Below are 25127 nucleotides of genomic sequence, written 5' to 3' on the forward strand. Positions count from 1 at the left end.
CAGGGACTTCCCACCATGGTTTCCATCCGCCCCGACGAGATCAGCGCCATCCTCAAGCAGCAGATTGAGGACTACGACAAATCGGTTTCGGTCAGCAACGTTGGAACCGTGCTCCAGATCGGTGATGGCATCGCCCGGGTCTACGGACTCCAGCAGGTCATGGCCGGGGAACTGGTGGAGTTCGAGGACGGCACCGAGGGCATCGCGCTCAACCTGGAAGACGACAACGTCGGTGTGGTGCTGATGGGTGAGGGCGGCGGCATCCAGGAGGGCAGCACGGTGAAGGCCACCGGCAAGATCGCCTCCGTGCCTGTGGGCGATGCGATGCTCGGCCGCGTGGTGAATTCCCTCGGTCAGCCGATTGACGGCAAGGGTGACATCGCCACCAGCGAAACGCGCCTGATCGAGTCGATGGCACCCGGCATCATTCAGCGCAAGTCGGTGCATGAGCCCATGCAGACCGGCATCACCGCCATCGACGCCATGATCCCGATCGGCCGTGGCCAGCGCGAGCTGATCATCGGCGACCGACAGACCGGCAAGACCGCCATCGCGATCGACACGATCATCAACCAGAAGGGCCAGGACGTCGTCTGCGTCTATGTGGCGATCGGCCAGAAGAATGCCTCCGTCGCCAACGTGGTTGACGTGCTTCGGGAAAAAGGAGCCCTCGACTACACGATCGTGGTTTGTGCCAGTGCCTCCGAGGCTGCTGCGATGCAGTACCTGGCTCCGTACACCGGTGCAGCCCTGGCTGAATCCTTCATGTACAAGGGCAAGGCCACCCTGGTGATCTACGACGACCTCACCAAGCAGGCCCAGGCCTACCGCCAGATGTCCCTGCTGCTGCGCCGCCCCCCCGGTCGTGAGGCCTACCCCGGCGACGTGTTCTATTGCCACAGCCGCCTGCTTGAGCGTGCGGCCAAGCTCTCGGACGCCATGGGCAAAGGCTCCATGACCGCCTTGCCGATCATCGAGACCCAGGCTGGTGATGTGTCCGCGTACATCCCCACCAACGTGATCTCGATCACCGACGGTCAGGTGTTCCTGAGCTCCGACCTGTTCAACTCGGGTCTCCGCCCGGCCATCAACGTGGGCATCTCCGTGAGCCGGGTCGGCGGAGCCGCCCAGACCAAGGCCATCAAGAAGATCGCCGGCACCCTGAAGCTGGAGCTGGCCCAGTTCGACGAACTGGCCGCTTTCTCCCAGTTCGCCTCCGATCTGGACGCTGCCACCCAGGCCCAGCTGGCCCGGGGCAAGCGGCTGAGGGAGATCCTCAAGCAACCCCAGTTCAGTCCCCTGAACCTGGCTGAGCAGGTGGCCGTGGTGTATGCCGGTGTGAAGGGCCTGATCGATGAGGTGCCCGTCGAGTCCGTTGCCCAGTTCTGCCGTGAGCTGCGCGAGTATCTCAAGACCAACAAGGCTGACTACATCTCGAAAGTGCAGGACGAGAAGGTGCTCAGCGATGAGGCTGAGGCCATGCTCAAGGATGCCATTGCTGAGGTGAAGTCGACCATGCTGGCTTCGATCTGAGGAGGCTGGGCACATGGCAAACCTCAAGGCAATCCGCGACCGCATCAGTTCGGTCAAGAACACTCGCAAGATCACCGAGGCCATGCGGCTGGTCGCGGCCGCCAAGGTGCGCCGCGCTCAGGAGCAGGTGCTCCGCAGCCGCCCCTTTGCCGATCGGCTGGCCCGCGTTCTGGAAAATCTCCAGTCGCGGATGGGATTCGAAGACGTGGACGCTCCCCTGCTGGAGGAGCGTCCGGTCGCTTCGATCACCCTCCTCGCCATCACTGGCGACCGCGGTCTCTGCGGCGGCTACAACGCCAACATCATCAAACGGACTGAGCAGCGCTTCTCCGAACTGAGCGAGCAGGGCTATGCCGTTGATCTCGTGTTGATCGGCCGCAAGGCGATCACCTACTTCCAGAACCGCTCCAGCACCTACAAGATCCGCGCCACCTTCACCGGTCTGGAGCAGGTGCCCAGTGCCAATGAGGCCCGGGACATCGCCAATGAGGTTCTGGCGGAGTTCGTGTCCGGTTCGACGGACCGGGTGGAAATCATCTTCACCAAGTTCATCAACCTGGTGAGCTCCCGTCCCGTGATCCAGACTCTGCTGCCCCTCGATCCGCAGGGCATTGCCACCCCCGAGGACGAGATCTTCCGGCTCACCACCCGCGAAGGCCGTCTGGTGGTGGAGCCGGGGTCCTCGGCCAATGCTGCTCCGAACCTTCCCTCGGACATCGTGTTCGAGCAGAGCCCGGAGCAGTTGCTCAACGCCCTCCTCCCGCTCTACCTCCAGAACCAGCTGCTGCGTTCCCTCCAGGAAGCCGCCGCCTCCGAGCTGGCCAGCCGCATGACGGCCATGAACAATGCCAGCGACAACGCCAAGGCTCTGGCCAAGACCCTGACCCTGGACTACAACAAGGCCCGCCAGGCGGCCATCACCCAGGAGATCCTCGAGGTGGTCGGCGGCGCCGCCGCGATGTCCTGAGGCCTGAGCGGGCGGCCTGCAGCTCAAGCCAACAACGGCCTCCTCATCGACGGCCGTTGTCCAACAGACCTGGTCTCCGGTGTTCCCTCGAGGGTGGCTGGTGGACCAGGTTTCTGCGTTGACTCCACCCCGGGCAGCTCCATGGATGCCAGCACGCCAGCGGATCCGATCCTGCGGATTCAGCCGCTGTTTCCTGTGGCGTTGGGCCAGGTGCAGCTCCAGCCCGATCCACTCGATCTGGCGGTGCAGCTGCAGACGCTGCATCAGCTCCGGGGCGCTCTGCGCAGCAACCCGGACCCCGGTTGTGCCTGGACCGGCGATCTCAACGGCGTGTGGCAGCTGCAGTCCCATGCCACGTTCGCGCCGCTGGTGGCGGAGCTCAGCCGGCACGCCCACAGCTTTCTGGATCAGCTGGGGTTTCAGCGCGACAGGGTCGCCCTTCAGATTCAGCGTTGCTGGCCCGTGATCAGTGAGCCCGATCAGATCGTGGGACGCCATCACCATCCCAACGCCCACCTCAGCGGTGTGTACTACTTCACGGGGGATGGATCCGGCCGCCAGGGGTGTCTGCGCCTGTTCCCGATCCGCCAGCTGAACGAGCTGGTGCCTGGCATGGCGGTGGGCCATGACGGCCCCCTGCGGCCTTCCGTCTGGAGCGGGCCGCACTGGGATGTGGCGCCCCGGGCGGGGCTGTTCGTGCTGTTCCCCTCCTGCCTGGATCATGCCGTGCTCCCCAACCTCGATCCTGACGATCTCTGCTGCTCCCTGAGCATCGACTTTGTGCTCACGGCTCCAGACGGTGAGCCTCCTCCGGAATACCTGGCTCCCCACCCCAGCTCCTGGCAGGCCTGCTGAACCGGTCAACTGGGAAGATGGGCGGGCTGCCACTACCAGACGGCGTCATCAGTGACTCAACCCCAGACCTTCACGATCACGGCGGTCTACGAGGGGGAATCCCACAGCTTCCCCTGCCGCGCCGATCAGACGGTGCTGGCTGCGGCGGAGGCCGCTGGTGTCCCCCTGCCCAGCTCCTGCTGCTCGGGGGTGTGCACCACCTGCGCCGCCCGCATCAGCGAGGGCACCGTGCACCAGCCCGATGCCATGGGGGTGAAGGATGACCTGAAGGAGGCCGGGTACGCCCTGCTGTGCGTCGCCTTCCCGACCAGCGATCTCACCCTCACGGCCGGCATGGAGGATGCCCTCTATGAGGCCCAGTTCGGCCAGTACCAGAAGTGAGGCCATCGCGATGAGTGGCTCGCTGCGTCTGCGACCGCTGCTGCTGCGGTTGCGGCGCCAGCCGGGTGCCCTCCGGCCGCAGGTGCTGGCCGCCCTTGAAGCTCACGGCCGGCCGCTGCGCTGGGCGATCACGGCCGTCGAGCGTGGGGCCGGGGATGGCTGCCACGGGGCCACCCTCACCGTGGAGGCGGTGGTGTGGGGCCTGGATCCCATGCAGGAGCCCGCAGGCGAGGGATGAGCACAGCGGAGCCCCTGCTGACCCTGATGCTGATTCCCACCGGCATCGGCTGCCAGGTGGGGGGCTATGCCGGCGACGCGCTGCCGGCGGCCCGCCTGCTGGCGGCAGCCAGCGGCTGTCTGGTGACCCATCCCAACGTGATGAACGGCGCGTCGCTCTACTGGCGCGACTCCCGCATCCATTACGTGGAGGGGGCGGCGCTCGATCGCTTCGCGGCAGGGGAGCTGGCCCTGCGTCCGGTGCGCTCGCAGCGGGTGGGGGTGGTGCTCGATGCGGGGATCGAAGCCGACCTGCGGCTGCGGCACCTGCAGCTGATCGAGGCCTGCAGGGCCACGCTGGGGCTGGATCTCGGCCCGGTGCTGCTCACGGATGCCCCACTGGAGGTGACGCTCGAGCAGGGACCCAGCGGCTCCAGCTGGGGCCGGCTGCAGCGGCCCGATGCCCTGCTGCGGGCCGGGGAGCGGCTGCGGGATGCCGGGGCTACGGCCATTGCGGTGGTGGCACGGTTCCCGGAGGATCCGGCCAGTGAGGCCCTGGCGGCCTACCGCAGCGGGTGCGGGGTGGATGCCCTGGCCGGGGCCGAGGCCGTGATCAGCCATCTGCTCACCGACGCCCTGCAGCTGCCCTGTGCCCATGCCCCCGCCCTGCGTGCCCTGCCCCTGGATCCCAGGCTCGATCCCCGGGCTGCCGCCGAGGAGATCGGCCACACCTTCCTCCCCTGCGTGCTGGTGGGGCTGAGCCAGGCCCCCGATCTGGTGCCGATCGACGCCGGGGCTCGCGCGTCCTCCACAGCCCATGCCCTGGCGTCCGGCTGGCTTCACCCCAGCCGCATCGGCGCTGTGGTGGCCCCGCACACGGCTCTGGGGGGCTCCGCCGTGCTGGCCACAGCCGAACGGGGGATTCCCCTGATCGCGGTGCACAATCCCGGCGTGCTGGAGGTGGATGCCGCCGCCCTGGGTCTGACGGCCCTCTCCGCAGCCAGTTACAGCGAAGCGGCGGGCCTGCTGCTGGCCCTGCGGGAAGGCATCCATCCAGGCGCCCTCAGTCGGCCGCTGTTGCCTCTGCCCCCTTTGCAGGCTTGGGACGGGGGGGAAAGGGCGGGGGATCCTCGGGCAGGAGCAGGGCACCCAGACGGCGAAACAGCCGCTCAGCTTCGTTGACGTAACTTCCATCCGGCTGGAAGGCCTCTTCCTGGAACGTCACTGCCACGGCGATGGCGATGCGTCGCTCCGGGTGGTAGCCGAAGGCCGCGGCGTAGCCGCCGAACAGGGGTGTCTGGGTGAGCCAGCGCCCTGTGGTGATGATCCCCATGCCGAAGGTGTAACCCTCGCTCTGGGGGAAACAGGTGCCGCAGCCGGGCAGGGCCGTGGTGCGTCCGCGCAGGTCGGTGTTGACCATGGCCCGGTAGGACGCGGGCGTCAGCAGGGCTCCGCCCCCGATGCCGACCGCCGTGGTGTGGAGGTCATCGAGCGTGGTGGTCTGCACCGCCCCGGCCGGCAGCGTCCAGGAGGGATCCCAGAAACTGCTCTCCTCGAGAAAGCCCTGCTGGGGCGGGAGCGCCAGGGCGCTGCGCCGCTCCCCGGAGTAGGCGTGCAGGACGGGAGGGGGAATCGCCGCTGTCTTGGCGTCGCTGGTGTGCTTCAGCCCCAGGGGGTTGAGCACCTGCCGCTGCAGCAGCTGCTCCAGGGGTTCGCCGCCGGCCCGCTCGAGGGCCATCCCCAGCAGCAGCATGCTGGTGTGGGAGTAGTTCCAGTTGGTGCCTGGCGGATAGAGCAGGCTGGCCGGCTCGGCGAAGGCCAGCAGCTCCTCGCTCCGCCAGCGCCGGAAGGGGTCCCGCTCGAAGGCCGCGATGAACGCGGGGTTCTGGACATAGTCGCGGTAGCCGGCCGTCATCTGGGCCAGCTGACGCAGGCTCACCCGCTCGGCATGCGGCACCTCCGGCAGCCAGCGCCGCACGGGGGCGTCGAGGTCCACCACGCCCTGCTCCGCCATCCGCAGCAGCAGCGTGGCGAGGTAGGCCATGGCCACCGAGCCATTGCGGAAGCGCATCGCCGCTGTGGCGGGTTGCCCCGGCAACGACTCGCCGCTCACCATCCGGAGCAGGTCCTGTCCGTTCACACTCACCCGCACCAGCACGGCGCGCAGATGGCCCTGGCGTCGCGCATCGTCCACGGCGGCCCGCAGCTCGGCCGGATCGGCCGCCGCCCTGCCGGGGAGGGGCATCAGGCTCAGCAGCAGCACCAGCAGGAGGGGTCGGCAGCGGCGTGACAGGGGCATGGTCACCGGGCGGGCCGAGGCTGAGGGTCAGGGGAACAACGGCGGGACATGACGCCCATCAACGCAGTGCAGCCGCGAACATCCCCAGAAAATCACCCCAGAAAATCATTTTATTCCCTGTGATAGGGCCCCCCCTGAAGAATGGTCTGGGCCCGGTAGAGCTGCTCCAGCAGCAGAAGCCTGGCCAGCTCGTGGGGAAAGGTGAGGGCCGAGAGACTGAGCTGCCAGCGTGCCCTGGCCCGCAGGGCCGGGTCGAGGCCATCGGCGCCGCCGATCACGAAGGCCAGGCGATCGGAGCCGCAGTGGCCCAGATGCGCCGCCAGCTCGACCGAGCGAAAGGGGCGCCCCTCCTCGCTGAGGGTGATGAGCTGTTCATCGCTGCGCAGTTCGGCTCGGACCGCCTGGGCTTCCCGGGCGGGATCACTGTCCTTGAGCTCCACGATGGTGAGCCCGGGCAGCCGGCGGCGGTAGACCTCGACGCCCTCCCGCACCCAGCCCTTGCGTACCTTGCCTACGGCGATGATGCGGATGCGACCGGGATTCAGCACGCTTCGCCGGGCTCAGCGCAGGCAGGCCATCGGGTGGCGAGGCGCCACCCCCAGGGCTTTGGCCACGCCCGGGTGGCACACGGCGCCATCCACGGTGTTGAGACCCGAGAGCAGTTCCGGCCGGTCGGTCACCGCCTCGGCCAGCCCCCGCCCAGCCATCACCAGGATGTAGGGCAGGGTGACGCTCACCAGGGCCTCGGTGGAGGTGAAGGGCACCGCACCGGGCATGTTGCCCACGGCGTAGTGCTGCACACCGTGCACCGCGTGCACCGGTTCGGTGTGGGTGGTCTCCCGGCTGGTGGCGATGCAGCCCCCCTGATCGATGGCCACATCCACGATCACCGAGCCCGGTTTCATCGTCTCCACCAGGGCCTCCTCCACCAGGGTGGGGGCACGGCCTCCGGGGGTGAGCACGGCGCCGATCACCAGATCTGCCCCTGGCACCAGGCGTTCCACGAGGCTGCGGCTGCTCACCAGGTTCACCAGCCGGCCGCGGCGGTCCGCCTCCAGCTGGCGCAGCCGCTGGGGTGAGCGATCGAGCAGGAACACCTCCGCGTCCATGGCAGCAGCGATGCGGGCGGCGTTCCAACCCACCGTTCCGGCACCCAGAACCACCACCCGCGCCGGTCGCACGCCCGTGCAGCCCCCCATCAGGATGCCCCGACCGCCATGGGGCTGTTCCAGCAGGTGGGCACCCACCTGGGCGGCCAGACGGCCGGCGATCTCGCTCATCGGGGCCAGCAGGGGCAGGCTGGTGTCCTCGAGCTGCACCGTTTCATAGGCGAGGGAGGTGGTGCCGGCCTCCAGCAGAGCCCGGCCCACATCCGGGTAGGCGGCCAGGTGCAGGTAGGTGAACAGCACCAGATCACTGCGCAGGAAGCCGAATTCCTCCGGCTGGGGTTCCTTCACCTTCACCACCAGATGGGCCGCCCAGGCCTCCTCCTGATCCACCAGGCGGGCACCGGCGGCGGTGAAGTCGGTGTCGGCGATGCCCGCCCCCAGCCCCGCGCCGGCCTCCACCCGCACCTCCATGCCCTGGGACACCAGCTCCCGCACCCCGTCGGGGGTGAGGGCCACCCGGCGCTCGTCGCGCTTGATCTCTCGGGGCACCCCGATGCTCGCCATGGGGGCGGTGAGCGGCGGAGCCGAAGCCTGGGAGGCCATCAAACGCAGGAGGTGCTGCTCCAGCCTGGCTCAGCCGGCGGCGATCGGCATGCGCCAACCGCTGTCGAAGGCATGACCGCTCACCTTCAGCACCGGCGCAGCCTGGCGCCGCTTGAACTCAGCCCGCCGCAACAGGCGGGCCACCTGCTCTGCCATCGGGCCGAAACGGGGGTCCACGGCCAGCTCCTCGACGCTGCGGCGCTCTTCCACCAGCGCTTCGAGCAGGGGATCCAGCCGGTCGTACTCCGGCAGGGAGTCGCTGTCGCGCTGATCCGGGCGCAGTTCGGCGCTGGGGGGTTTGGCGCGGATCGCCCTGCCCACCAGCTCCCCCTCCGCGGGCAGGCCGAGCTCCAGGCGGCAGGCGCTGGCTTCGGGGCTGTCCAGCCAGGCCGCCAGGGCGAACACGGTGCTCTTGTAGAGGTCGCCGATCACGGAGAGCCCGCCGTTCATGTCGCCGTAGAGGGTGCAGTAGCCCACGGCCAGCTCGGATTTGTTGCCGGTGGAGAGCAGCAGCTGGCCTTCCTGATTGGCCACGGCCATCAGCAGGGTGCCGCGGATGCGTGACTGCAGGTTCTCCGCCGTCAGCCCGGTGGGGGCATGGCCGAGGGCCGGCTGCAGGGCCGCATCGAAGCCGGCCATCAGCGGCCCGATCGGCACGGTGCTGACGCGCAGGCCGAGGCGCTGCGCAAGCGCGCTGGCATCATCGACCGAGCCGGCCGAGCTCCAGGGCGAGGGCATCAGCAGGGCTCGCACGGCGGCGGGTCCCAGGGCGGCGGTGGCGATCACCGCCACCAGAGCCGAATCGATGCCGCCGCTGAGCCCCAGCAGGCCACACTGGAATCCGCATTTGCGGGCGTAGTCGCGGACGCCCAGCACCAGAGCCCGGAACACCTGCTCCATCGGTGGCGGCAGGGCCGGGGCGGGGAGGCTCGGGTCTGGGGACGTCGTGGTGGGGCTCCAGATCTCGAGCCCTTCCCGGCAGCTGGGCAGCTGGCAGGCCACCGCCCCACTGGACTCCACCACGAAGCTGGCGCCGTCGAAGACCAGCTCGTCGTTGCCCCCCACCTGGTTCACGTACACCACCGGGCAGCCCAGCCGCTGGGCTGCCCTGGCGGCCAGGGCGTGGCGCAGCTCCGTCTTGGCCGGGCTGAAGGGTGAGGCGGAGAGGTTGATCAGCAGCTCCACCTGCAGGCCCCGCAGGGCGGCCACCGGATCGGGACCGGCCAGCCGCTGGCCCTGCAGTTCCTCCTCCACCCAGAGGTCCTCGCAGACCGTGAGTCCGAGGCGCCACGGACGTTCCCCTCGCCTGAGCTCGAGCACGGCCGGCTCCGAGCCGGGCCGGAAGTAGCGCTGTTCGTCGAACACGTCATAGGTGGGCAGCAGCTGCTTGCGCGCCACCACCCGCCAGCCGCAGCTGTCCACCAGCGCCAGGGCGTTGTGGAGATTCGGCAGCTCCCGGCTGCCGCTCGTCTCGGCGATCCCCACCAGCAGTGCAGGGGCGTTCGCCTGGCCGGCCAGCGCACCGGCCAGCTGGTCCAGCACGGTGGTCTGGGCGGCCAGGCGGGCGGGATGGAGCAGCAGGTCCCGCGGTGGGTAGCCCCAGAGGGAGAGTTCGGGGGTGAGCACCAGATCGGCCCCGGCCGCCGCTGCCTTCCGCCAGGCCCGGAGGATCCGCTCTGCGTTGCCAGCCAGGTCTCCCACCAGCGGGTTCAGCTGGGCCAGGGCGAGGCGCATCAGGAGGGATCGGCAAGGCCGTAGAGATTGTGGTGCAGCAGCACCGGCCACACGCTGGCTGGAATCTGGCGGGGGTCCGGCTGCCGGCGCAGGGCGGAGCTGGCCGTGGGCGGGATGGCCAGGGGCAGCACCTCCAGCCGGGCACCCAGGCTTTCGAGGCTCTCCAGAGCGGCCCGGTCGATGGGCCAGCCATCCCGCGGCACGATCGCCAGGCGGCAGCGCCCCAGCACCGCTTGGCCCTGCTTCCAGCGGGGAATCTGGGGAGCCAGATCGCTGCCGACCACGAACACCAGCTCCCGGCCCGGCCAGGTCTGGCCCGCCCGATCGAGCGTCGTGATCGCCCAGGGACTGCTCAGTTCCTGGTGCTGCTCCAGGCGGGGATCCGCCAGCCCGTTCACCAGGGCCCCCAGCAGGGCGGCCCGCTCCGCCAGGGGGGCACCGTGCTGTTTGAGCGGATTGTCGCTGGCCCAGGTGGCCACGGTTGGGAAATGGTCCAGGAGCCCCTGGAGCAGGGCCTGATGGCCCAGCGTCGGGGGATCGGCGCTCGTGCCGAACAGGGCGATCACGCCATCGGGGGTCGTCACGGCAGCAACCCTTCGCCCAGACCGCTGACGTGCTCCGAGGCCGCCCCGCTGCCTGTCAGCTCCGGCCAGCTGCCGAGCCAGCGGCGCACCGTGGGGTCGCTGACAGCCAGGCGCCGCAGCAGGGCCCCGGGGCGACCGCCGCGCCGCGCGTCCCGCATCAGTTCCAGGGCCGCCAGTTCGCCGGTGCGGCGGGTGGTGTGCACCGCCAGGGCCGCCTGGGCCATGGCCACAGGCGCGGCGGGGGCGAGGCTCAGGCCGGCGGTGAAGGGGGCGGCCACCAGCAGCACCTGGCGCAGACCGCTCAGCAGGGCCTGAATTCCCAGCTGGGCCCCGCCCAGCAGGGCGTTGTGCCCCGACAGGCGGGTGAGCAGCTGCCTGGCGGCGCCGGCTCCCATCGGCAGGCCGTACAGCCGGCATAGCTGCATCACCAGGGCGGTGTCGCAGGCGAGCCCCCCGGCCAGATCCAGCAGCACCAGTGGATTGACCGCCACCCCCGTGGCCTTGACGGCGGCGAAGCGGCCGATCAGCCCCTGGGCCGCCCGGCGGCTGTGGCGCAGACGGTGTTCCTGAAGCACCTGATGGAAACGCTCGGCGCTGCGCAGGCTGTTGATGGCCAGCAGCAGTTCGCCCTGGCCTTCCAGCAGATCGATCAGGGCCTCCCGCAGCGGGGCGATCTGCGGCGGCCGCTGTTCGGAGCGCACCCGCCCGTCAGGCATCAGCGCGGCCTGGCGCGGGGCCGCGGCCACCGCGATCAGCTTCAGCGGCCTGGCCTGCGGCGGCAGACGACGTCGGATGCTGGCGAGGAGTGCGGGCAGTTCCTGCTGCGGCCAGCAGTCGCTGCGGTTGAGCACCAGCAGCAGGGGCTTGCCACTGGCCAGCAGCACCTCCAGGGCCTCCGATTCCACGCGGCTGAGGTCCGCGTCCAGCACCATCAGCACCAGATCGGCACCCAGCGCCACCCGCCCTGCCAGCCGGGCCCGGGAGGCGGCGGCGATCTCGTCGGTGCCGGGCGTGTCCACCAGTTCGGCCCCCTGCAGGCCCGCCAGGGGCTGGTGCCAGGCCGCGGCCCGCTGATGACGGGTGCAGCCGTGGGCGACATCGGTGGCGAAGACCTCCTCCCCCAGCAGGGCGTTGAGCAGGCTCGACTTGCCCACGCCCACCCGTCCGAACACCGCGACCCTGGGCCGGCGCCGGGTGAGGCGCGACAGCTGGCGGTCCACCGCCGCCAGCTCCCCCCCCAGCAGGCCGGCTTCCTTGCCACTGAGCTGCAGGGACGCGCGCCATCGCTCCAGCAGCAGCCGAGCCCGTTCGGCCGCCGCCGGAGGCACCGGGCGATGGGTCGGAGCCCTGCTCATGCCCCGGCCTCCCCCTCGGCGGGCTGGGGACGGCGCCACCAGCCCGCCAGCACCGCCAGCACCGCCTCGGCGCCGATCACCCCCACGAAGCCCCCGAACTCATCCACCACCACCCGCACGCCGCCGCTGTTGCGGCGAAACCCGGTGAGCAGCCGATCCGCCCGGATCATCTCCGGCACGTACTCCACAGGCTCACTCAGATCGGCGGGAGTGCGCTGGCCATGGCCTTCCAGCAGGGCGGCGAGCAGCCGTTCCCGGCTGGCGACACCGAGGATTTCATCCACTTCCTCCCCCAGCACCACCCACCAGGGGTCGGGGGTGCTCAGCAGCACCTCGCGGGTTTCCGAGAGCCGGCTGGCACCGCGCAGGGTGGGCGCCGCCACGCGCGGGGTCATCAGGTCGCGGGCGGTGAGATCGTTGAGCTGGAACACCTTGGCGATCATGGCGGCCTCATCGGCCTCGATCTGGCCCTTCTGGGAGCCGAGCCTGGCCAGCAGGCGGATCTCCTCCTCGTCGGTGTTGATCTCGTTCTCGGCCGTGATGGCCGGCAGCACGCGCTCCAGCAGCAGCACCAGGGGGAACATCAGCTGACCGAGCAGATGCAGTGCCGGTGCCGCGGCCAGGGCCACGGGCAAGGCCAGTTTGCTGCCGAGGGCCTTCGGCAGGATCTCCCCCAGCAGCATCACCAGCAGGGTGAGCCCCACGGAGAACAGGGGCAGGGCGGGCCCCTCCACGCCGTAGCGGCCGAAGACATGGGCGGCATAGCCCCCCAGCATCAGGCTGCCAAAGATGTTGAAGCCGTTGTTGGCGACCACCAGCACCGAAAGGGTGCGGCCGAGCCGCTGGCGCAGCTGGGCCAGCCGGCGAGCCCCCCGCACGGGTTTGGGGCGGTCCGCCAGTTCATGGAGCCGCACCGGATTGACGGTGAGCAGGGCCGCCTCCACCCCGGAGCACGCCGCCGAACCCACCAGTACCACCGCCACCAGGAGGACCAGGACCAGCAGGTCATTCATTCAGAAGGTCGGCCGGAGAGTCGGCGGGCTGGTGGCGGGCATCGCTCCATTAAATCGGCCCGGGCCGCGGCTGTCCCACAGTGGCCGTCAGGATTGGCACAGCCGGACGGCCTGGAATGGAGATCTACGCCGAGCGTCGCGCGCGCTTTCTGCAGCAGCTGGGTGGAGCGGCGGCGGTGATTCCTGCGGCACCCCTGGTGACCCACCACGCCGATTGCGAGTACCCGTTTCGCCAGGACAGCGACTTCTGGTACCTCACCGGCTTCGATGAACCCGATGCGGTGGCGCTGTTCCTGCCCCACCGGGAGGACGCTCCCTTCGTGTTGTTCGTGCACCCCAAGGACCCCACGGCCGAGGTGTGGCACGGTGTGCGCTGCGGCACCGAGGGGGCGGTGGAGCGCTTCGGGGCGGCCGTGGCCCACCCGCTGGCCGAACTGGCCGAGCGGCTGCCCCACTACCTCGAGGGAGCCGAGGGGATCGCCTTCCGCGTGGGTCGCCATCCGGCGGTGGAGCCGCTGGTGCTGAAGGCCTGGGCCCAGCAGCTCGACCGTGCTCCCCGCCGTGGTTCCGCCGCCCTGGGGCTGGTGGCGCCGTGCCCGATCCTGCACGCCCTGCGGCTGCGCAAGGGTCCGGAGGAGCTGGAGCGGCTGCGCGAGGCGGCCCGCATCTCGGCGGAGGCTCACGAACTCGCCCGTCAGGTGACCCGGCCCGGACTCAATGAGCGGCAGGTGCAGGCGGTGATCGAACAGCATTTTCTCGAGCAGGGAGCTCGCGGACCGGCCTACGGCTCGATCGTGGCCGGAGGCGACAACGCCTGCGTGCTCCACTACACCGCCAACAACGCCCGGCTGCGCGACGGGGATCTGCTGCTGATCGACGCCGGCTGCAGCCTCAGCGACTACTACAACGGCGACATCACCCGCACGTTTCCGGTGAATGGCCGTTTCAGCGCCGAGCAGCGTGAGCTCTACGCCCTGGTGCTGGCCGCCCAGGAGGCCGCCGTGGCCACCGTGGCGCCGGGCGTCACCGCGGAGGCGGTGCACCTGGCGGCGGTGCGGGTGCTGGTGGAGGGCCTGATCGGGCTGGGCCTGCTCAGCGGCAGCGTGGACGGGGTTGTGGAGCAGGTGGCCTACCGGCACCTCTACATGCACCGCACCGGCCACTGGCTGGGACTGGACGTGCATGACGTGGGGGCCTACCGGCTGGGCGAGCACCCGGTGGAGCTCGAGCCCGGCATGGTGCTCACCGTGGAGCCCGGGCTCTACGTGAGCGATCGCCTGCCGGTGCCCGAGGGCCAGCCCGCCATCGAGGAGCGCTGGAAGGGCATCGGCATCCGCATCGAAGACGACGTGGCCGTGAGCGATCGGGGTCATGACGTGCTCACCGCCGCCGCCCTCAAGAGCCTGGCGGCGATGGAGCGATGAGCCGCTCCAGGCTGGCGAGCACGGAGTTCGTGCTGGCGATCACCCCGTCCGCTCCGGAGGCCCTCAGGGTTTCCTCGTAGGCGCGGCGCCCCTGGCCTGCCCCATGCAGGTGGGGAGGAGCCACCCCCAGGGCCAGAAAGCGCTGCTGGGGCTGAGCCTGGCGGGCGCGCACCACCGTGAGCACATCGGCCACCGTGTCGCCCAGGTAGGCCACCGGTGGGCTGGCGGGGCTTCCCAGCTCGGTGCCCGCCAGCGTCTGGGCCAGGCGCAGCAGACCGGTGGGATTGGGCTTGTCCGGCGCATCGCCCATGGCCACCAGGGGCGGGGCCGCCAGCCCGAGGCGCTCCTCCAGCACGTAGCGCGCCGAAGGGGGTTCGGCCCCGCTCACGAAGCCCCAGGCCACGCCGGCCTGGCTGAGCCGCTCGAACAGCCGCGGCTCCACCAGCAGGGGCTCCTGGCCGATGAAACCCCTCCACTGGCTTGGGTCACCCAGGGGGTCACCGCCGAAGTAGAAGCGGCTGAACACCGCGATCAGGGCGTCACGATCGGGCAGAGGGCGATGGCCGTGGCGCCGCAGGAGCTCCAGGGAGGCGTCCCAGTCGTTGTTCCAGCACCCTTCCGACTTCAGGGCATCCACCGTGGCCGCATCGGGAAGCCAACCGCAGTAGTGACGCACGGTTTCAGCCAGTGCCCGCCGGTAGCTGCCTGCCACATCACGGATCACCCCGTCGATGTCGAACAGCAGGACAGCGCGGGGATTCAGGGGGTGGGTGCGGCTCGGCTGATAGGTTAGTTGTTTGACTTTCTGCCTTGAGCGCCGACACCATGACAGCCACCGAAAGCGCCGCCGGCGCTGCCGTGAGCGATGCGCCTGAGGTGGCGTCCGCCACTGAAGCAAGCGCCTCCCAGGGGCGCCCGGTGATGCGTGGTGGCAGTGCCGCCCTGGCTTCGGCCACCATCGACGAGGACGGCGTTCCCTCCGGCTACACCCCGAAGGCGGACGAGGGACGCTTCCTGCTCAAGATTCTCTGGCTGCCCGAGAACGTGGCGCTGGCCGTGGACCAGATCGTGGGCGGTGGTCCCAGCCCCCTCACGGCCTACTTCTTCTGGCCCCGGGAAGATGCCTGGGAAACCCTCAAGACCGAGCTCGAAGGCAAGAGCTGGATCACCGACAACGAACGCGTGGAGATCCTCAACAAGGCCACCGAGGTGATCAACTATTGGCAGGAAGAGGGCAAGGGCAAGAGCCTGGATGAGGCCAAGCTCAAGTTCCCCGATGTCACCTTCTGCGGTACCGCCTGAGTCCGCCGCGCGTGGAGGGATCTTCACGCTTTCCAGAGCACTCGTGTTCAGAGCCTCCGTCTTCGGTCAGGTGCACCCCTTGCTTGCTCAGCCCCCTGTCCGGGGGCTTTTTCATGGCCTACGGAACTGAGGCAACAACTGGGGCAACAATTCCAATTCCCTGCCACAAGACATCAATCCGAGGCACAAGCCCACGCACAAAAAAGGGCCATGGAATCCATGGCCCAAAGAGAGGCGCCGCAGCGTTGAAGAGGTGTTCGTGTAGCGATCTGGATGCCCGACTGAGCGTCAGGCCTGGCCGCGGGTGGCCTGCATCCAGGCGCGAGCCTTGGCCAGGGCCTGCTGCGCCTTGAGCTTCTCGGTGCTGGGGCTCTGCCCTTCGAAAGCGGCGGCAGCCTGCTGGGCTGCCTCGAAGTCGGCCTGGGCGGCTGCGGCGTCGATGCTGCTGCCTAACTGGGCGCCGTTCACCAGCACAGTGACTTCATCGGCTTCCACCTCGGCAAAACCGCCGAGCAGGGCGATCGATGTCCAGCCTCCGGCCTCGCGGAGGCGCATCACGCCCGTGTCGAGTGCGGCCAGCATGGTGACATGGCCGGGCAGGATGCCCACCTGGCCGGTGGTGCTGGGCAGAATCACCTCATCGGCACTGCCGTCAAAAACGCTCTGGTCAGGGGCCAGAACTCGCAGGGTCAAAGACATCGTGAATCCTCAGGGTTGGCAGGGAGGGGATCAACCCTTGGAATCCGCCAGGATCTTCTCGGCCTTGGCCTTCACCTCGTCGATGTTGCCCACGAGATAGAACGCGGCTTCGGGGAGGTGATCGAGTTCACCGGCAAGGATCATGTTGAAGCCCTTGATGGTTTCCTCCAGCTTCACGTATTTCCCGGGCATGCCGGTGAACACCTCGGCCACGAAGAAGGGCTGGGAGAGAAACTTCTCGATCTTGCGGGCGCGGTCCACCGTGCGGCGGTCATCCTCGGAGAGTTCATCGAGGCCGAGGATGGCGATGATGTCCTGAAGCTCCTTGTAGCGCTGCAGGGTGCTCTGCACGGCGCGGGCGGTGCGGTAGTGCTCATCACCCACCACGGCCGGCTGCAGCATGGTGCTGGTGGAATCGAGCGGGTCCACGGCCGGGTAGATGCCCTTGGAGGCCAGGCCGCGGCTCAGCACGGTGGTGGCATCGAGGTGGGCGAAGGTGGTCGCCGGGGCCGGGTCGGTGAGGTCGTCCGCGGGAACGTAGACGGCCTGGATCGAGGTGATCGACCCCTCGAGGGTGGAGGTGATGCGCTCCTGCAGCTCACCCACATCGGTGCCGAGGGTGGGTTGGTAACCCACGGCGGAAGGCATGCGGCCCAGCAGGGCGCTCACCTCTGAGCCGGCCTGCACGAAGCGGAAGATGTTGTCGATGAACAGCAGCACGTCCTGCTTGTTCACGTCGCGGAAGTGCTCGGCCATCGTGAGCGCCGAGAGACCCACCCGCATGCGTGCACCGGGGGGCTCGTTCATCTGGCCGTAGCAGAGGGCCACCTTCGACTTGGAGAGGTCGTCGGCGTTGATCACGCCCGACTCCTTGAATTCCTCGTAGAGGTCGTTGCCCTCGCGGGTGCGCTCGCCGACACCGCCGAACACGGACACACCGCCATGCTCCTTGGCGATGTTATTGATCAGCTCCTGGATCAGCACGGTCTTGCCGACCCCGGCACCGCCGAAGAGCCCCACCTTGCCGCCCTGGCGGTACGGAGCCAGCAGGTCGATCACCTTGATGCCCGTCTCGAACACCCGGGGCTTGGTCTCAAGCTCGGTGAGCTTGGGAGCTGCGCGGTGGATGGGGGCGGTGAGGTTGGTGCTGACAGGCCCCTGCTCGTCCACGGGCTCACCGAGCACGTTGAAAATGCGGCCGAGGGTGGCCTCGCCGACGGGCACGGAGATGGGGGCGCCGGTGTCCAGGGCCTCCATGCCCCTCACCAGGCCATCGGTGCTGCTCATGGCCACGGCCCGCACCCGGTGATCACCGAGCAGCTGCTGCACCTCGGCCGTCAGGGCGATGGACTGCCCGGCGGAGTTCTTCGCCTCGATCCGGAGGGCGTTGTAGATCTTGGGCAGCTGGCCGGCCGGGAATTCGACGTCGAGCACCGGGCCGATCACCTGCCGGACGATGCCTTTGGTGCCGGTGGCAGTAGCAGCAGCCATATGGATGGGATTGGGGAGAGCGCTTGTGGGGACAGGGGTGCTGGAACGATCCCTGACCTCTGGGGAGCCGGGCAACCTTAACACTCGCCCCTCCCGCTCCTCCCGCGGTTCGGTCACCCGCACAGGCGCAGGCTGGCTGCCGAGGACCCCGTGCGCATAGGTTGGCACTCGTGAGAGGGGAGTGCCAATTCCCTTCTTCCTGTGGCGTCTCGGGCGCCATGTCGTTGCTATCGCATCTATCCATGGCTGCTGTTTCCCTCAGCGTCTCCACGGTCAAGCCGCTCGGAGATCGCATCTTCATCAAGGTGTCGGAGTCCGAAGAGAAGACCGCCGGTGGCATCCTGCTGCCGGACACCGCCAAAGAGAAGCCCCAAGTGGGCGAAGTGGTGCAGGTCGGCCCCGGCAAGCGCAATGAGGACGGCTCCCGCCAGGCTCCTGAAGTGAGCATTGGCGACAAGGTTCTCTACAGCAAGTACGCCGGCACCGACATCAAGCTCGGCACCGACGAGTACGTGCTGCTGTCTGAGAAAGACATCCTTGCTGTCGTCAACTGAAGTGCTGATGCGCGCGCTCTGATCGCCTGGAAGTCTCACTTCCTGTGTTCGAGCTGTAGCCCATCCCTTCAGTGTCTTGATCAACCAACAGTTTCCCTACGAGACGTACGCCTCCCATGGCTAAGCGCATCATCTACAACGAGCAAGCCCGCCGCGCGCTCGAAAAAGGCATTGACATCCTGGCCGAATCCGTGGCCGTCACCCTCGGTCCCAAGGGCCGCAATGTGGTGCTGGAGAAGAAGTTCGGTGCTCCACAGATCATCAACGATGGCGTCACCATCGCCAAGGAGATCGAGCTGGAGGATCACATCGAGAACACTGGTGTGGCCCTGATCCGTCAGGCGGCCTCCAAGACCAACGACGCTGCCGGTGACGGCACCACCACTGCCACCGTCCTGGCCCACGCCATGGTCAAGGCCGGTCTGCGCAACGTGGCCGCCGGCGCCAACGCGATCACCCTCAAGAAGGGCATCGACAAGGCCTCCGACTTCCTCGTCAAGAAGATCGAGGAGCACGCCAAGCCGATCTCCGACTCCAGCGCCATTGCCCAGGTGGGCACCATCTCCGCCGGCAACGACGAAGAGGTGGGTCGCATGATCGCCGACGCCATGGACAAGGTCGGCAAGGAAGGCGTGATCTCCCTGGAGGAAGGGAAATCGATGACCACCGAGCTGGAGGTCACCGAGGGCATGCGTTTCGACAAGGGCTACATCTCTCCCTACTTCGCCACCGACACCGAGCGCATGGAAGCGGTGCTCGAGGAGCCCTACATCCTGCTCACCGACAAGAAGATCGGCCTGGTGCAGGACCTGGTGCCCGTGCTCGAGCAGATCGCCCGCACCGGCAAGCCCCTGCTGATCATCGCCGAGGACATCGAGAAGGAAGCCCTCGCCACCCTGGTGGTGAACCGTCTGCGTGGTGTGCTCAATGTGGCCGCCGTCAAGGCCCCCGGCTTCGGTGACCGCCGCAAGGCCATGCTCGAGGACATCGCCGTTCTCACCAATGGCCAGCTGATCACCGAGGATGCCGGCCTCAAGCTGGAGAACGCCAAGCTCGAGATGCTCGGCACCGCCCGCCGGGTGACCATCAACAAGGACACCACCACCATCGTGGCCGAGGGCAACGAGGTGGCCGTGAAGGCCCGCTGCGAGCAGATCCGCAAGCAGATGGACGAAACCGACTCCTCCTACGACAAGGAGAAGCTGCAGGAGCGTCTGGCCAAGCTGAGCGGTGGTGTGGCCGTGGTCAAGGTGGGTGCCGCCACCGAGACCGAGATGAAGGACAAGAAGCTCCGTCTCGAGGATGCCATCAACGCCACCAAAGCGGCGGTCGAAGAGGGCATTGTTCCTGGTGGTGGCACAACCCTGGCCCACCTGGCTCCGGCTCTCGAAGAGTGGGCAGCGGCCAATCTCACCGGTGAAGAGCTGATCGGGGCCACCATCGTGGCGTCCGCGCTCACCGCGCCGCTCAAGCGCATCGCCGAGAACGCCGGTGCCAACGGCGCCGTCGTCGCCGAAAACGTGAAGAGCAAGCCCTTCAACGAGGGTTACAACGCCGCCACCGGTGAGTACGTGGACATGCTGGCCGCCGGCATCGTGGATCCCGCCAAGGTGACCCGCTCCGGCCTGCAGAATGCCGCCTCGATCGCCGGCATGGTGCTCACCACCGAGTGCATCGTGGCGGACCTGCCCGAGAAGAAGGAAGCGGCCCCTGCCGGTGGTGGTGGCATGGGCGGAGACTTCGACTACTGATCACCCTCGATCCTTCGCAGCCAGCGCGCCCCTTCGGGGGCGCTTTTTTTGTCTCGTCAGATCCTGGCTCTGGCCAGGATCGTGTTCATTCGGTAGCGCTCCCGGGGGCCGGCAGAGGCGGTGGCGGCAGGGGGAAGCTGGATTCGCTCGGCGGGGCCTGGCTGGACTGGGGCGAAGTCGGGGTTGACTCGGCGCCGGGCAAGCCAATCGAGGGCACAACGAGCGGTTCGTTGGCGTTCTCCTTGCGGCGTTGTTCCTCGAGCTCTTGGCGCAGTGTCTGAATTTCCTGCTGATTCTTCAGCTCCCGTTGCTTCTGCTCATCCACAGCTCGGTACACCGCGACCACCGTGAGGCCGATCGTTCCGATGGCAGCGAAGGTTGAGATCGTCGATTGAAATCGGCTCATTGCACTGAACTTTCAGATCAGGTGTCAGACGAAACGTTCGGCCTGCGAAGCTGCCTCCCAACCATGCAAGGCACTCCGCCATGGCGCCGCACTCTAGCCATGGCGGAGTGCCGTGCTGACCTGGGGTTCTCACTCCAGGGCCAGATGCCGTTTCAGCAGGGGGGCCAGGAGACGATCAAACAGCAGCCGCCAATAGGTGTCGGACATGTGGACCGGGTCTTGGCCATCGCTGCTGCGGAGGTAGCGGCGTTGCGTGACATGATCACGATCGAGCACGTCTGTGAACTGAGGACAGAGCAGAAGACCAGAGCTTCGGCAGAACGCCTCGAGATGCTCGCCGAACCGCTGCTTCACCGGCTTGGGAACCAGGCGGTAGGAGTCCATGCAGGCTTCGGGGTCACGAATGAGAATGACCTTGGCGCTGGTCAGCGTGGGGAACAGGGCGAGTGGCTCGTTGTACCACCGCAGCTCCCTGCCCCGACGCGTGATCATGGGGTGAAGCGGCAGACTCTCCAGACTCAGCCTGAGCACAGCCTCGGAGAGGGGCAGCCCATCGCGAAAAGCGAACCAAGGCTGAATCCACTGCCCCACAAAGATGATGGCGGCATACTCCTGAAGATTCCGACGTGCCATGGACATGGTCCTGTTGCCGGTCACCGTGGTTCCCTCGACGCGATAACGGCCTCCCGCCGCACTCCAGTTGCGATTGGCAGGCGCTGCGGTGATGTAGTAATCGGGCACGTAGGCCTTGAGGAGTCCGGCGTGCAGTTCCTCGATGGCTGAGCACTTGGCGTTGGCAAGATGGGACCCCCCACACCAGAGGATCCTGCTCATTCGCCGAACGCCTCCAGCAAGGCCTCCTCGCATTGCAGATCGGCTCTGGCCCGCCCGGGGGTCTGAGGGGCAGCGCCCTGAAGGGCAGCCTTGTGGCGCTGGCGCCTGAGCCGGGCCACGCTGTGTCCCCGCTGACGCTGGCCGCCTCCACCAGCCTCCGGCTGCGCCTCCGGGCGGTGCGCCCGCGTGAAGGTCTGCATGGCGATGGCCACCCCTTCGGGACGCACCGATCGGAGGTTGGCTGCATAGAACAGGCCTCGGGCTGCCGGGTTGGTGATGATCTCGTAGGAGGGGAAGTAGTCGATGTCGTCGGAGCCTGCACAGAGTTCTCCGGCAGCGGCGCGAAGCACGGCCTTGGAATACGTGGTGGCTGCCAGCACATGGTTGCCGCTGGCCGTTGCGGTGAGTGGCACGGGCGACACGGTGAGCAGCATCCGGAACGGTCTGCCGCGGCGGAGGCGTCCCACGACGCGCCTGAATTCCTGCAGGGCACTGACGACCTCGGAGCAACGGTAGTTCTGTGACTGATACACCTGAGGCTCAAAGTGGCCAGCGATGGTACCCGGCGCCGTGGGATACACCGTCTGGCTCCGCCCGTCGGAACGCACCCAGGCTTCGGTAAGCCCGAGGGTGAAGATGAACGCATCCATTCGCTTGAACATCAGCTTCACCCGGGAGAGGTGATAACGGCGGTGTTCCATCACCTCCGCGGCACTGCTGAGGCCTTCGGGCTCCACACCCGGACGCAGGGCATCGAAGAACCGCCCTTCACGTTGCCAGACAACATCGGCTGGCCGGAAGCGTCCCTGCACTTCCCGGGCGAGCTGAAGCAGTTGCTGCGCCGTGTAGATATTCCCATACCTGCAGCTGTAGAGCGAGAATCCAAAGCGCTGATGGTCTGGCTCGGCAAGCGAACAGGGAGGCTTTTCCAGGTCCAGCACATTGAACTTCTCATCTCTGAGGTGCGTGGTGATGTGCTGGGCAAAGCAACTACCAGCGGTGGCGATCTTTGTGTTGGGGCTCAGGATCCACTTGGGGGTGTAGAGCTCCTCGGCCGTGAAGGGCGAACTCTCGACCACGGCCCGACGCCAGAAGGCCCTTGTGGGGAGATCGCTGTAGGGATTGCGCACGACGAATCAGCGGCTGAGGGACATGGATGCCATCTGCAGGCCGGACAGCAGCGGGTGCCTGCAGGACCCCGTGAGAATCAGGCGGGCTGGAAGCGCAGAGCGACGCCGTTGTTGCAGTACCGCTTGCCGGTGGGTCGGGGGCCGTCGTTGAACACGTGCCCCTGGTGTCCTCCGCAGCGACGGCAGTGGTACTCGGTGCGGGGAATGATCAGCTTGAAATCCATCTTGCTGGCGATCGCCTGCGGCAGGGGCTGCCAGAAGCTGGGCCAGCCCGTGCCGCTGTCGTACTTGGTGTCCGAACTGAACAGGGGCAGGGCACATCCGGCACAGAGGTAGGTGCCACGGCGCTTCTCGGCATTGAGCGGGCTGGAGAACGGACGCTCGGTGCCCTCTTCGCGCAGCACCGTGAAGGCCTCGGGACTCAGCCGCCGCTTCCATTCGGCCTTGCTCAGCGCCCAGCGGGGGTCGGTGGCGGCAGCGGCGGCATCGGCACCGGCAGGCTTCGACACCAGGGCTGCGAGGCCGGTGCTCAGGCCTGCCAGGAGATGGCGTCGGAACATGGGCATGGGTTGGTGGTGGATCCGGGTCGGAGGGTCGTTCAGGCGGCCTTGGCCGCGATCGTGACAGTTAGATCGTGCCAGTGAGATTGCGACAGTGAGATTGCGACAGTCAGCGCACAACGTTCAACTCACTCCATTCGGCGCACAACGTCCAGTTCACGACAGCCATCCAGCGCTGAGTATCACGGCGAGGGCGAGAAAGATCACCAGCAGGGTCCAGGTGATGCGGTTCAGGGTCTGTTCGGCGCTGCGGGCACTGGTGAACATCGAACCACCGCTGGAGGCGAGCCCCCCCATGCCATCGCCCTTGGGGCTGTGGAGCAGAACGCTGAGAATCAGGAGAACGCCGCTGGCGGCCCAGACCCAGGCCAGAACGGAGGAGAGCATGGCAGCGGCGACGGGGGCGGCTCGGGCCAGCTCAGGCTAGACGCTGAGGGTCTGACGCACGCGGCTCGGCGGAGCACCCACCGCAGCGGGCTGGACCAGGGAGGTGCCGGTCATGGTGGCTGGTTTGGGCAGGCCCAGGATCTCCAGCAGCGTGGGGGCGATGTCGGCAAGGCCGCCGCCTTCTCGCAGTTCCACGGCGTTGCCATGGCCCGGCAGCTTGCGCTTTTCCCCCTCCACCAGGATCACCGGAACGGGATTGGTGGTGTGGGCAGTCCAGGGTCTGCCGTCGGGGCCGACCATCACCTCGGCATTGCCATGGTCTGCTGTGATCAGCAGGGTGCCTCCCATCCGGTTGGTGGCCTCCATCAGGCGGCCCACGCAGCGGTCCACCGTGCTGATGGCTTCGGTGGTGGCAGCGATCTGACCCGTGTGGCCGACCATGTCGGGGTTGGCGTAGTTGATCACCACTAGGGCATAGATCCCCTTCTGAATGGCCGAAACACAACTGCTGGTGAGCTGTTCAGCTGACATGGCCGGGGCCTGGTCATAGGTGGCCACCCGCGGTGATGGGACCAGATGGCGGTCTTCCCCAGGGAAGGCCTGCTCGATGCCCCCGTTCATGAAATAGGTGACGTGGGGATATTTCTCTGTCTCCGCGGTGCGGAGCTGGCGCAGACCGGCTTCCGACACCACCTGCCCCAGCAGCCCGTCCAGGGACTCGGGGGGAAAGGCCACGCTCACGGGCAGCCCCTTCTCGTACTGGGTGAAGGTGACCACATCGAGTGCGGGATGGGCGTCGCGTTCGAAGGCGGTGAACTCGGGCTCCACCAGAGCCTTGATCAGCTGACGCACCCGGTCCGGGCGGAAGTTGAAGCAGATGACCCCATCCCCGTCGCGCAGGCGGCCTTCCTGGAGGCGCATCGGCTCAAGGAACTCGTCCTCCACGTCGGCGGCGTAGGAGGCGGCGATGGCCTCGGTGGGGGAGAGGCCGCGGGGCTGACGATCGTCGGTGAGGAGGCGGTAGGCCTTTTCCGTGCGGTCCCAGCGGTTGTCGCGATCCATCGCCCAGTAGCGCCCGCACACGGTGACGATGCGCCCCACTCCGGCAGCCCTGATCTGCTTCTCGATGGTGGCCACGAAACCGGGTGCGCTGTTCGGGGCGGTGTCGCGACCATCGGTGATCACATGCACACAGACATCGCTCAGGCCTCGGGCCGCCGCCCAGCGGAGCAGGCCACCGAGATGGTTGATGTGGCTGTGCACGCCACCGTCGGAGCACAGCCCGATCAGGTGGAGGGTGCCACCACGGCTGCTGAGGTTGTCGGCCAGGGTGTTGATGGCTGGGTTCTTCGCCAGCGAGCCGTCCTGCACCGCCTGGCTGATGCGCACCAGCTCCTGGCGGATGATGCGGCCGGATCCGATCGTCAGGTGGCCGACCTCGGAGTTGCCCATCTGCTCGTCCGGCAGGCCGACGGCAGCACCGCTGGCTTCGATCAGGGTGTGGGGGTAGGCGTGCCACAGGGCATCCATCACCGGGGTGTCGGCGATGCGGATGGCGTTGTGGGTGCCGTCGTGGCGATGGCCCCAGCCATCGAGGATGGCGAGCACCACCGGAGCCACCGAACCCTGGGTGGGGGGGCGATCCTGCAAGGCCGTCCCGGCGGCCTGGGCTCCGGATCCAGAGGCTGAACTTCCCATCACTCCAGACGACGGCTGGGACATCAACGATGGGGAAGACAAAGGCTGGGAGGAATCTGGCTGGGAGGAATTTGCTTTCACCCGACTCACCTCACACGCTGGAAAGCACCTTCCAATGCCAACCTACAGCGCGGATGTGATGCCTCTGTCCCAACCGCCGGCCGCGTCAGCCTTTGGTCACATCCTGGACTCATGGCTCCTGCGGCCCGGCCCTTGCGAGCGTGCGCCAGCAGACACCTACC

26 protein-coding genes are annotated in these 25127 nt (G+C 67.8%); 10 read left to right on the forward strand and 16 right to left on the reverse strand.

The genetic code is table 11. The features are described from left to right. The first annotated feature begins 15 nt into the window (after window positions 1-15). The 6 genes from atpA (at window position 16) to CPCC7001_RS12830 (ending at window position 5134) form a co-directional block, all read left to right on the forward strand. Window positions 16-1533, forward strand: a complete 1518-nt coding sequence (atpA, locus tag CPCC7001_RS12805) for a F0F1 ATP synthase subunit alpha (RefSeq protein WP_006909873.1) — start codon at window positions 16-18, stop codon at window positions 1531-1533. A 13-nt stretch (window positions 1534-1546) separates the two neighbouring features. Beyond that, window positions 1547-2500 (forward strand): F0F1 ATP synthase subunit gamma, encoded by a 954-nt coding sequence (locus CPCC7001_RS12810; protein WP_006909832.1) that lies wholly within the window; start codon window positions 1547-1549, stop codon window positions 2498-2500. 141 nt (window positions 2501-2641) lie between these two features. Next, the gene (locus CPCC7001_RS12815; protein ID WP_006909636.1) at window positions 2642-3355 is read left to right on the forward strand and encodes a TIGR02466 family protein; all 714 of its coding nucleotides are present in this window, start codon (window positions 2642-2644) and stop codon (window positions 3353-3355) included. 51 nt (window positions 3356-3406) lie between these two features. Next, window positions 3407-3736, forward strand: coding sequence for a 2Fe-2S iron-sulfur cluster-binding protein (locus CPCC7001_RS12820; protein ID WP_006909281.1), 330 nt, complete (start codon window positions 3407-3409; stop codon window positions 3734-3736). Window positions 3737-3746: 10 nt separating this feature from the next. Continuing rightward, window positions 3747-3974 carry a hypothetical protein gene (locus CPCC7001_RS12825; RefSeq protein ID WP_006910890.1) on the forward strand — a complete coding sequence of 76 codons (228 nt, stop codon included), beginning with the start codon at window positions 3747-3749 and terminating at the stop codon, window positions 3972-3974. Next, window positions 3971-5134 carry a DUF3326 domain-containing protein gene (locus CPCC7001_RS12830; RefSeq protein WP_156796796.1) on the forward strand — a complete coding sequence of 388 codons (1164 nt, stop codon included), beginning with the start codon at window positions 3971-3973 and terminating at the stop codon, window positions 5132-5134. The genes CPCC7001_RS12825 and CPCC7001_RS12830 overlap by 4 nt, the downstream gene beginning before the upstream one ends. On the opposite strand, the gene CPCC7001_RS12835 is transcribed toward CPCC7001_RS12830, so the two are convergent. From CPCC7001_RS12835 to CPCC7001_RS12865, 7 genes are all read right to left on the reverse strand, one after another. Beyond that, entirely contained in the window at window positions 5016-6251 is a 1236-nt protein-coding gene (locus CPCC7001_RS12835) for a serine hydrolase (RefSeq protein WP_043369127.1), read from the reverse strand. The genes CPCC7001_RS12830 and CPCC7001_RS12835 overlap by 119 nt on opposite strands. 110 nt (window positions 6252-6361) lie before the next feature. After that, entirely contained in the window at window positions 6362-6796 is a 435-nt protein-coding gene (locus CPCC7001_RS12840; RefSeq protein WP_043370140.1) for a 23S rRNA (pseudouridine(1915)-N(3))-methyltransferase RlmH, read from the reverse strand. Window positions 6797-6811: 15 nt separating this feature from the next. Next, on the reverse strand, window positions 6812-7963 hold the full coding sequence (ald, locus tag CPCC7001_RS12845) for an alanine dehydrogenase (protein WP_006911741.1): 1152 nt from the start codon (window positions 7961-7963) through the stop codon (window positions 6812-6814). Between the two features lie 30 nt (window positions 7964-7993). Continuing rightward, entirely contained in the window at window positions 7994-9697 is a 1704-nt protein-coding gene (locus tag CPCC7001_RS12850) for an NAD+ synthase (RefSeq protein ID WP_006911629.1), read from the reverse strand. Further along, window positions 9697-10281 carry a nicotinate-nucleotide adenylyltransferase gene (locus tag CPCC7001_RS15380; RefSeq protein ID WP_043369128.1) on the reverse strand — a complete coding sequence of 195 codons (585 nt, stop codon included), beginning with the start codon at window positions 10279-10281 and terminating at the stop codon, window positions 9697-9699. The genes CPCC7001_RS12850 and CPCC7001_RS15380 overlap by 1 nt, the downstream gene beginning before the upstream one ends. Further along, window positions 10278-11636: a DUF697 domain-containing protein gene (locus tag CPCC7001_RS12860; RefSeq protein ID WP_043369130.1), complete on the reverse strand. Its 1359-nt coding sequence runs from the start codon at window positions 11634-11636 to the stop codon at window positions 10278-10280. The genes CPCC7001_RS15380 and CPCC7001_RS12860 overlap by 4 nt, the downstream gene beginning before the upstream one ends. Then, window positions 11633-12649, reverse strand: coding sequence for a CNNM domain-containing protein (locus CPCC7001_RS12865; RefSeq protein WP_006909490.1), 1017 nt, complete (start codon window positions 12647-12649; stop codon window positions 11633-11635). The genes CPCC7001_RS12860 and CPCC7001_RS12865 overlap by 4 nt, the downstream gene beginning before the upstream one ends. A gap of 116 nt (window positions 12650-12765) precedes the next feature. Between CPCC7001_RS12865 and CPCC7001_RS12870 the strand changes: the two genes are divergently transcribed. Continuing rightward, on the forward strand, window positions 12766-14073 hold the full coding sequence (locus tag CPCC7001_RS12870; protein ID WP_006909630.1) for an aminopeptidase P N-terminal domain-containing protein: 1308 nt from the start codon (window positions 12766-12768) through the stop codon (window positions 14071-14073). Here CPCC7001_RS12870 and CPCC7001_RS12875 read toward each other — a convergent pair. Then, window positions 14045-14797 carry a TIGR01548 family HAD-type hydrolase gene (locus CPCC7001_RS12875; RefSeq protein WP_006911231.1) on the reverse strand — a complete coding sequence of 251 codons (753 nt, stop codon included), beginning with the start codon at window positions 14795-14797 and terminating at the stop codon, window positions 14045-14047. The two genes, CPCC7001_RS12870 and CPCC7001_RS12875, sit on opposite strands and share 29 nt — an antisense overlap. Before the next feature lie 101 nt (window positions 14798-14898). Between CPCC7001_RS12875 and CPCC7001_RS12880 the strand changes: the two genes are divergently transcribed. Further along, window positions 14899-15375: a 30S ribosomal protein PSRP-3 gene (locus tag CPCC7001_RS12880; protein ID WP_225867250.1), complete on the forward strand. Its 477-nt coding sequence runs from the start codon at window positions 14899-14901 to the stop codon at window positions 15373-15375. Window positions 15376-15663: 288 nt separating this feature from the next. Here CPCC7001_RS12880 and atpC read toward each other — a convergent pair whose 3' ends face one another. Further along, window positions 15664-16074: an ATP synthase F1 subunit epsilon gene (atpC, locus tag CPCC7001_RS12885; protein ID WP_043369132.1), complete on the reverse strand. Its 411-nt coding sequence runs from the start codon at window positions 16072-16074 to the stop codon at window positions 15664-15666. 30 nt (window positions 16075-16104) lie between these two features. Then, window positions 16105-17565 (reverse strand): F0F1 ATP synthase subunit beta, encoded by a 1461-nt coding sequence (atpD, locus tag CPCC7001_RS12890; protein ID WP_006911300.1) that lies wholly within the window; start codon window positions 17563-17565, stop codon window positions 16105-16107. A 242-nt stretch (window positions 17566-17807) separates the two neighbouring features. Here atpD and groES point away from each other — a divergent pair, with 242 nt between their 5' ends. Continuing rightward, window positions 17808-18119: a co-chaperone GroES gene (gene groES, locus CPCC7001_RS12895; RefSeq protein WP_006910546.1), complete on the forward strand. Its 312-nt coding sequence runs from the start codon at window positions 17808-17810 to the stop codon at window positions 18117-18119. Window positions 18120-18235: 116 nt separating this feature from the next. Continuing rightward, window positions 18236-19870 (forward strand): chaperonin GroEL, encoded by a 1635-nt coding sequence (groL, locus tag CPCC7001_RS12900; RefSeq protein ID WP_006911407.1) that lies wholly within the window; start codon window positions 18236-18238, stop codon window positions 19868-19870. Window positions 19871-19955: 85 nt separating this feature from the next. On the opposite strand, the gene CPCC7001_RS15385 is transcribed toward groL, so the two are convergent. The 6 genes from CPCC7001_RS15385 to gpmI all read right to left on the reverse strand — a co-directional run bounded on the left by CPCC7001_RS15385 (window position 19956) and on the right by gpmI (window position 24798). Next, window positions 19956-20276: a hypothetical protein gene (locus tag CPCC7001_RS15385; RefSeq protein WP_006909846.1), complete on the reverse strand. Its 321-nt coding sequence runs from the start codon at window positions 20274-20276 to the stop codon at window positions 19956-19958. A gap of 129 nt (window positions 20277-20405) precedes the next feature. Next, window positions 20406-21110: a hypothetical protein gene (locus tag CPCC7001_RS12905; protein WP_006911693.1), complete on the reverse strand. Its 705-nt coding sequence runs from the start codon at window positions 21108-21110 to the stop codon at window positions 20406-20408. Next, entirely contained in the window at window positions 21107-22240 is a 1134-nt protein-coding gene (locus CPCC7001_RS12910; protein WP_050757147.1) for a GSCFA domain-containing protein, read from the reverse strand. The genes CPCC7001_RS12905 and CPCC7001_RS12910 overlap by 4 nt, the downstream gene beginning before the upstream one ends. Window positions 22241-22317: 77 nt before the next feature. After that, window positions 22318-22800, reverse strand: coding sequence for a peptide-methionine (R)-S-oxide reductase MsrB (gene msrB / locus CPCC7001_RS12915; protein WP_006911743.1), 483 nt, complete (start codon window positions 22798-22800; stop codon window positions 22318-22320). Between the two features lie 156 nt (window positions 22801-22956). Next, a complete protein-coding gene (secG, locus tag CPCC7001_RS12920; RefSeq protein WP_006910548.1) occupies window positions 22957-23187 on the reverse strand; it encodes a preprotein translocase subunit SecG in 231 nt (76 codons plus the stop codon). 36 nt (window positions 23188-23223) lie between these two features. Then, complete coding sequence (gene gpmI / locus CPCC7001_RS12925; RefSeq protein WP_043370146.1) at window positions 23224-24798, reverse strand: 2,3-bisphosphoglycerate-independent phosphoglycerate mutase; 1575 nt, start codon at window positions 24796-24798, stop codon at window positions 23224-23226. Between the last annotated feature and the right edge of the window lie 329 nt (window positions 24799-25127).

It is taken from the genome of Cyanobium sp. PCC 7001 (assembly GCF_000155635.1).
In the GTDB taxonomy this organism is placed as follows: domain Bacteria; phylum Cyanobacteriota; class Cyanobacteriia; order PCC-6307; family Cyanobiaceae; genus NIES-981.